Consider the following 7,597-nt stretch of genomic DNA (forward strand, 5'->3'; position numbering starts at 1 on the left):
TGACCTGTTCCTGATAGACAATGACGCCGTAGGTATCCTTCAGGCAGGGTTCCAGCTCGGGCAGGGGGTAGGTTACCTCTATCTCACCGTGCTTGCGCTTGATGAATTCGTCCACCATGCCCGAATTGAGCGGGCCGGGGCGATAGAGCGCGAGCATGGCCACGAGGTCTTCAAAGCCCGAAGGCTTCAGCATGCGCAGGTATTTGCGCATACCCGTACTTTCCAGCTGGAACACGCCGTCAGTGTCGCCGCGGGAGAGCAGGTCGTAGACGTTGGGATCGTCCGTGGAGAGGTTTTCCATGTCGGGCGCTTCCTTGCCCTGGCGCACGATGTTCTTTACCGCGTTGGAAATGACGGTCATGGTGCGCAGGCCGAGGAAGTCGAACTTCACTAGGCCCACCTTTTCCACGAACTTCATGTCGAAGGCGGCTATCTGTTCGCCTTTTCGCCCGGCAAAGAGCGGAAGATACTCCTCCATGGGCTTGTCGGAAACTACCACGCCCGCCGCATGGGTGGAGGCGTGGCGCGTGAGTCCCTCCAGACGGCGGGAAATGTCGATGAGCTTGTGGACTTCCGGGTTGGTCTTGTACTCCGCCGCAAGCTCGGGCACCGTGTCCAGCGCCTTCTGCAGCGTCATCTTGAGATCGGCGGGGATCATCTTGGCGATGCGCGTCGTCTCGTTGAACGGGATGCCCATGGCGCGGCCCACGTCCTTCACCACGGCCTTGGCCTTCATCTTCCCGAAGGCGGCTATCTGCGAGACCTTGTCCTTGCCGTACTTCTTCGTGACATAGTCGAGCACTTCAAGCCGCCTGTCTTCGCAGAAGTCCACGTCGATATCGGGCATGCTCACGCGCTCCACGTTGAGGAAGCGTTCGAAGAAGAGCTTGTTGGGCAAGGGGTCGATGGAGGTGATGCGGAGCGCCCATGCCGCCACGGAACCGGCGGCCGATCCGCGGCCCGGGCCTACAGGGATGCCGTTGTTCTTGGCCCAGTTGATGTAGTCCTGCACAATGAGGAAATAGCCGGGGAAGCCCATGTCGCAGATGACTTTAAGCTCCATCTCCAGCCTGTCGCGGTATTCCTGGACGTTGATGGTATCCTTGTGCGGATGTTTTTCCAGGCGTTTTTCCAGCCCTTCCCGCGCCATGCGGCAGAACTCGCTGGCGAGTGTCATGCCTTCGGGCAGCTCGTACACAGGGAAGTGATAGGGCGGCGCATGGAGCTGGATTTCCAGGTGACAGCACTGGTCTGCGATTTTGAGCGTGTTCTCCATGGCCTCGCTCGGGACGCCCGGAAGGCCGGCGCGCATTTCCTCTTCCGATTTATAGTAGAGGTCGCGCGCCTCGAAGCGGAAGCGCTTGGCGTCGTCCACCTTGGCCTGCGTCTGTATGCAGAGCAGTATGTCGTGGGCTTCCACGTCGTCGGCGTTCAGGTAATGGCAGTCGTTGGTGGCCACGAGGGGCAGGCCCGTGGCGTCGGCAAGCTTCATGATGCCTGCATTGACCTGCGCCTGCTCCGGCAGGCTGTTGGCCTGCACTTCCAGATAGAAGCGGTCGGGAAAGAGCGCGGCGTATTCCTTCGCTATGTCCACGGCGTCCTGGAAGGTGCCGCCCCCGGTGATGAGCTTGTTCGTGCCTAAAAGCGTGCGGGGAAGTTCGCCCGCCACGCAGGCGGAAAGGGCGATGAGCCCGTCGGTGCAGCCTTTCAGCATCTTCTTGTCGATGCGGGGCTTGTAGTGGAAGCCGTCGAGCCAGCTGCGGCTGACAAGGTGCATGAGGTTCTTGTAGCCCGTGGGGTTCTGCGCCAGCAGGATGAGGTGATGCCGCACGCGGGCGAAATCGGAGGTCTTGTCGGTATGGTCGCGCGTGACGTAGACCTCGCAGCCGATGATGGGGGGGATGCCCACGTCCTTGCAGGCCGAATAGAAATAGGCCGTGCCGAAGAGGTTGCCGTGATCGGTAATGGCTGCGGCGGGCATGCCGAGCTCCTTGGCCTTCTTGGCCAGGTCGGCCACGCGTATGGCCCCGTCCAGCAGGCTGAACTCCGTATGACAATGAAGATGCACAAAATCCGACATGACTTCTCCGATGATGAATCCGTGCCCTGTCGTAGCATACCCCCTTCCTTCCGTAAAGCTCGCAGCGCGCCGGCGAAGACGGCCCGGCGGCGGCTATGCGGGGGCGCGCGGGGCCGGGGAGGGCTGCGGCCCTTGCGTCCTGCCTGCGCAGGCGGTATCATGGGGGGAAATTTTTTCAAGGAGCGTTTTTTTGGCTCAGGTACTGGAAAGCCTTTTCACAGGCAAGCTCAGCGGCGTCGTCATCATGGTGCTCGTGTCCGCTGCGGTGATATTTTTTCTGCGGGTTCTCTACGGCCCCCGAGGATTTTTCCGCGACCCGAAATGGGATGAGAGCAACCGGCGCATCCGCATGCAGGAAGCCGAGGAGCGGGAACGCCGCCTGAAGGAATGGCAGGACAAGGGAGAGGAACATGACGACTGACCTTTCCGTGCATCGCGCACGCTTTCTCGCCTACACGGAGCGCTTTTGCGACGTGCCCGACGCCGCCCCCCTGCGCCTCAAGGTGGAACACACCTTCAAGGTGCTGGAACACGCCGGAGCCGTTGTGGATTCCCTGGAGGGCAGGGTCGAGGCAACGCTCTGCCGCGCGGCGCTTCTTGGGGCCCTGTATCATGATTGCGGGCGCTTTCCCCAGTTTCAGCGCTATCGCACCTTCATGGACGCAACATCCGTCAATCACGCACTTTTGAGCTTTCACACCATGCGCGACGAGGGCTTTTTGCGCGAGGAAGAACCCGGGGTGCGCGGCCTTGCCCAGTGCGCCGTACTTCTGCACAACCGCCATATACTCCCCGCACTCCTTTCCCCGGAAGCGCGTTTTGTGACCGATATCGTGCGCGACAGCGACAAGCTCGACATTTTCCGCATCATGGTGAGCTACCTGCACAGCGCCCTGCCGGAAAGGGACGCCGTGCTCCTGCATGTGAAGGACGACCCGGAAAGCTGGTCGCAGACTGTGGCGGACGACGTGCTTGCAGGCCGTGTGGCATGTTATTCCGATCTGCGATTCGTCAACGATTTCCGTCTGCTTCTCGGCACATGGATGCTGGAGCTGCGTTTTGTCGCCACGCGCCGCGCGCTTGCGGAAAGCGGCCTTATGGAGGCCGTGCTTGCGGGCCTGCCGGACGATCCGCGACTTCTTCCCGCGAAGGAGAAGCTTTTCGCTCTGCTTGAAGCGTGCAGAGAAAGCCGCGAAGAGGAGCTCTGATGCGCATCCTTTTTCTCGGCGACGTGGTGGGCAAGGCTGGCAGGCTTGCGGTAAAGGATTTTCTGCCCGAACTCAGGGAGGAGTATCGCCCGGACGTGGTCCTTGCCAATGCGGAGAACATTGCCGGGGGCCTCGGCATGACCTGCGATACGCTGGACGAGCTTTTTTCCTGCGGCGTGGATCTCGTGACTGCGGGCAATCATGTGTGGAGGCACAGGGAGATTTTTTCCCGCCTGGAGGCGGACAGGCGCGTGGTGCGGCCCGTCAACTATCCCGAAGGTTCGCCGGGCAGGGGGCGTCTGGTGCACACTTTGAAGGACGGCCGCAGGCTCGCCCTGTTCAACGCCCTCGGAACGGTATTCATGGAGCCGCTCTCCTGTCCTTTCCGCGCGGCCCTTTCCTGGCTGGAAGGCGCGCCCGGGCTGGGAATACACGCAGCCGGGGGAACTTCCGGCCATGAACTGGAGGGGGTCCTTGTCCGCCTGGTGGACTTTCATGCCGAAAGCACGGGCGAGAAAAAGGCGCTCGGCTGGGCCCTGGACGGCAAGGTGAGCGCCGTGCTCGGCACGCATACCCATGTACAGACGGCGGACGCGCAGATCCTGCCCAAAGGCACGGCGTACATGAGCGACCTCGGCATGTGCGGGGTGGAGCAGTCTTCCCTGGGTATGGATGCCGATGTTGCCGTGGCGCGTTTTCTTACCCGCATGCCCCATGCCTTCAAGCCTGCGCGCGGGCCCGTTTCGCTGAACGGCGCCTATCTGGATATCGACGATGCTACGGGCCTTGCCCGGGAGATACGCGCCGTGCGCTGCCGCTGCCCGGCCGCTTCCGCAGGGGCCCCGGCAGAGGAAGGCTGAGGCGGGGCTTGTATTTTTACCCGATAAGCGTAGTTTTTCCCCATCCCATTTTAGTTCTAGCGAGGTTGTTCCTATGAAGAAGCTGATGGCTGCCAACTGGAAAATGTATAAGACCGGCTCCGAAGCCGTTGCCACGGTGAAGGAAATGGCTGAAATCCTGAAGGGTAAGGCCCCCGAAGGCCGTGATATCATCGTGTTCGTGCCCTTCACCGCCCTGGAGAAGGCCTCCGAGGCCATGGGCGCCATTGAAGGCGCCGCTACCGGCGCGGAAAACGTGTATCCCGCCCCGGAAGGCGCCTTCACCGGGGAAATCTCTCCCGTCATGATCAAGGCCTGCGGCGCTTCCTGGGTGCTCACGGGCCATTCCGAACGCCGCCACATCCTCGGCGAGAGCGACAGCTTCGTGGGCGAAAAGACCGCCTTCGCTCTGGAAAACGGCCTGCGCGTCATGCTCTGCATCGGTGAAACTCTGGAAGAACGCGAAGCAGGCCTTCTGCGCAACGTGCTGGAGCGCCAGCTCAAGCTGGGCCTGAAGGGCGTCGCTGCCGGCACTCCCGTGGAATCCCTGGCCATAGCCTATGAACCCGTGTGGGCCATAGGCACCGGCAAGACCGCCACCACCGACGACATTGTGGAAACTCATGCCATTTGCCGTGAGCTCATGCGTGAAATCCTGGGCGACAGGGCCGACGAAACTCCCCTCCTGTACGGCGGCAGCGTGAAGCCCGCCAATGCCGGCAGCATCCTCGCACTTGACAATGTGGACGGTGTGCTGGTAGGAGGTGCTTCTTTGAAGGCTGACAGTTTTACTCAGATCATCAATGCCTAGTTAAGGAGCATTTCGCGTGCAGACAGCCATCCTGACCCTTCATGTTATCGTATGCATCATCCTTGTCGTGCTGGTTCTTCTGCAGTCCGGCCGTGAAGGTATGGGCGTTATCTTTGGTGGTGGCGGCAACAGTTCCGTGTTCGGCAGCGCCGGCGCAGGCGGCGTCCTTGCCAAGCTGACCACGTTCCTGGCCGTTATCTTCATCTGCACCTCTCTGGGGTACAACATCATGACGAGTTCCACCCGCACGTCGCAGGAATCGGTGCTTGATGTTCAGTTTGAAGAAGTGCCCGCCGCCCCGGCTCAGGTTCCTGCTGCCGCCCCGGCTCCTGCCGCTTCCGAAGCTGCGGCTCCCGCCGCCCAGCCTGAAGCTGCCGCTCCCGCCGCTGCCCCCGAACAGGCTCCGGCCGCTGAAGCTGCCGCTCCTGTTGCAGAACAGCCCTCCGCTCCGGCCCCGGCTGCCGAGCCCGAACAGAGCCCGGCGACTGAAGCTGCCGCCCCGGCCGCTCCCGCGGCGTCTGCGGAAAGCGCGCAGTAAGAGAGCTTTGATTTCCGAAAAAAGAGCGCTTCGTGTGAGGCGCTCTTTTCTTTTAAACGCGGGTCGGGGAAAAGGGCGGATGCGGGCAGGGCCGTCTTTTCCCGGGAGAGCTTCTTTGAAGATGAGTTCCCGGCCGCGCCCGTCCACAGTCCCGGCGCGTGCACGAAAATGCGCTTGCCGCGCAAAGAGTGGCAGGAAAAGTACGCTGTTCCCCATCATGCGTGCGGAAGACGTTTTTTTGCCCGTGCGAGGAGCGCGGCCACATGGCCCGTGGCGTCTGCCTTACCCGAAAAACCAGCTTCTCCCGGCTCTTTCCTGACGGCTTGTCCTATCCCGGCACGGGGCGCGAAAAAGTCTTTCGAGGATGCGGGGCTTGTCGATTGCTCTCTTTTCTCTCACTGTGCGGAAGGCCGCTGTTCCGCCGCCGGAGTCCCGCCTTGTCGGGGCTTTTCTTACGCATTGACAGGGGGCGGGGCGTTTTTTATAGATGCGGCTGCCCTCCCTTGTATGCGTCATGAGTTTTTCTTCTGCGGCAGGAGGGTACAGGCGTATGGTTTTGGATGCTCCTCTTGTGCGGAGATTCCGGGATTTCCTCCCTGCGGGCGGAAAAGCTCCTTCTTTAAAGTGATGGTTTAACTATGGCAAGATATTATCTCGCGGAACAGGTTGCCCTGGAGCATGCCTCCAGCCTGGATTATGCTCAGGAATTTCTGTTCAACGCCCTGAACATCGGCGAGGCCATGCTCATCAGCGGCGCGGAGGTCAGCCGTGTGGAAGACAGCGTCCGCCGCATCTGTATGGCCTACGGCGCGGAAAAGGTGGATGTTTTCACCATCACCTCGGCCATTGTGGTGACGGTCTATTCCCCCATGTTCGGGGCCGTCACGCAGACAAGGCGCATCACCTCCACGAAATACGACCTGTTCAAGCTTTCCCGGCTCAATGCCCTTTCCCGTCGCATCTGCGAAGAAATGCCCCTTTTCGAGGTAGTGGAGAATGAGCTTGAGGAAATACGCACCAAAACGCCGCAATATTCCTTTGCCGTGATGCTGGGCACATACGCGCTTATTTCCGCTTCGTTCACACTTTTTTTCGGCGGACAGTGGCTGGATGCCGCAGCCTCGGCAGTGATAGGAATTTTTCTGAAGTACATGGAGTCGGTGTCGCGCTATCTGGAGCTTCCCGCCAACGTGGCGGCGGTGTTGTGGTCCTTTGCAGGCGGCTGCCTCGCGCTGCTCTTCGTATCCGCTGGCTTCGGCTGCTCCGCGGAAAAGATCAGCATCGGCAACATCATGCTGCTTATTCCGGGCATGCTGCTGACCAACTCCATCCGTGATATTTTCAACGGCGATACGCTCTCAGCATTGCTCGGCTTCTGCAACGCCTTCCTTCTTGCGGCGCTCATCGCCTTCGGCTTCGCGCTTCCCACCCTTATCTGGTGACAGAACATGACTTTTGACACGCTTATCCAGCTCATCACGGCTTTCAGCGGTTCCGTGGGCTTTGCCGTGCTTTTCAACGTGCAGTCTGCAAGGCTTTTCTGGGCGGGGCTCGGCGGCATGCTGGGCTGGGCGGCCTATCTTGCCCTGGGGGCTGTATGCGAAAGCGACGTGATCCGTTTTTTTTTCGCTTCCGTATGCTTCACGTTGTATTCGGAACCTATGGCAAGGCTGAAGAAGACGCCGTCCACCGTGTTCCTTGTGCCTGCGGCCATACCCATGGTGCCCGGGGCTTCGCTGTACCGCTCCATGAGCTTCGCCGTGAACGGGGAGTGGGGCGCTTTTTCCCGGCAGATACTCTATACTCTGCTCCTGGCCTCGGCCATAGCCGCGGGCATAGTGTGCGCCATGGCCATAAGCCACATTGTGCGGAGGCTGGCGGGAGCCCTTGCTCAGAAAACCGGACGCGGCGGGAAAGGCTGTTCCCATAGGTAAAGAGAGTCCCGATACCCGCCGTTTGCAAAAAAAATGATTTTTTTTGCAGGAAAAACGCTTGACGAAGGATGTTTTTTTTTCTATAAGCACTCCTGCGCCGAGCGTATGGGTCACTAGCTCAATTGGTAGAGCAGTTGACTCTTAATCA

The 7,597-nt window shown here is 60.4% G+C and carries 7 protein-coding genes and 1 pseudogene; 7 read left to right on the plus strand and 1 reads right to left on the minus strand.

The features are described from left to right. Positions 1 to 2,080: DNA polymerase III subunit alpha (dnaE, locus tag K8W16_RS03070; RefSeq protein WP_304121051.1), on the minus strand; the 2,080-nt coding region annotated here is incomplete at its 3' end. Between the two features lie 190 nt (positions 2,081 to 2,270). Here dnaE and K8W16_RS03075 point away from each other — a divergent pair. The 7 genes and pseudogenes from K8W16_RS03075 (at position 2,271) to K8W16_RS03105 (ending at position 7,449) form a co-directional block, all read left to right on the plus strand. After that, positions 2,271 to 2,501: a hypothetical protein gene (locus K8W16_RS03075; protein ID WP_304121053.1), complete on the plus strand. Its 231-nt coding sequence runs from the start codon at positions 2,271 to 2,273 to the stop codon at positions 2,499 to 2,501. Continuing rightward, positions 2,491 to 3,288, plus strand: coding sequence for an HD family phosphohydrolase (locus tag K8W16_RS03080; protein ID WP_304121055.1), 798 nt, complete (start codon positions 2,491 to 2,493; stop codon positions 3,286 to 3,288). The genes K8W16_RS03075 and K8W16_RS03080 overlap by 11 nt, the downstream gene beginning before the upstream one ends. Next, positions 3,288 to 4,148, plus strand: a complete 861-nt coding sequence (locus tag K8W16_RS03085) for a TIGR00282 family metallophosphoesterase (RefSeq protein WP_304121057.1) — start codon at positions 3,288 to 3,290, stop codon at positions 4,146 to 4,148. Before K8W16_RS03080 ends, K8W16_RS03085 begins: the two co-directional genes overlap by 1 nt. 73 nt (positions 4,149 to 4,221) lie before the next feature. Continuing rightward, the gene (gene tpiA, locus K8W16_RS03090; RefSeq protein WP_304121058.1) at positions 4,222 to 4,977 is read left to right on the plus strand and encodes a triose-phosphate isomerase; all 756 of its coding nucleotides are present in this window, start codon (positions 4,222 to 4,224) and stop codon (positions 4,975 to 4,977) included. A gap of 16 nt (positions 4,978 to 4,993) precedes the next feature. Next, positions 4,994 to 5,356, plus strand: a pseudogene (gene secG, locus K8W16_RS03095) (preprotein translocase subunit SecG); the annotation flags it as partial. Between the two features lie 797 nt (positions 5,357 to 6,153). Next, positions 6,154 to 6,957: a threonine/serine exporter family protein gene (locus K8W16_RS03100; protein WP_304121060.1), complete on the plus strand. Its 804-nt coding sequence runs from the start codon at positions 6,154 to 6,156 to the stop codon at positions 6,955 to 6,957. Between the two features lie 6 nt (positions 6,958 to 6,963). Then, complete coding sequence (locus K8W16_RS03105) at positions 6,964 to 7,449, plus strand: threonine/serine exporter family protein (RefSeq protein ID WP_304121062.1); 486 nt, start codon at positions 6,964 to 6,966, stop codon at positions 7,447 to 7,449. The last annotated feature ends 148 nt before the right edge of the window (positions 7,450 to 7,597 follow it).

It is taken from the genome of Mailhella massiliensis, from assembly GCF_020741395.1.
Lineage (GTDB): Bacteria > Desulfobacterota > Desulfovibrionia > Desulfovibrionales > Desulfovibrionaceae > Mailhella > Mailhella massiliensis_A.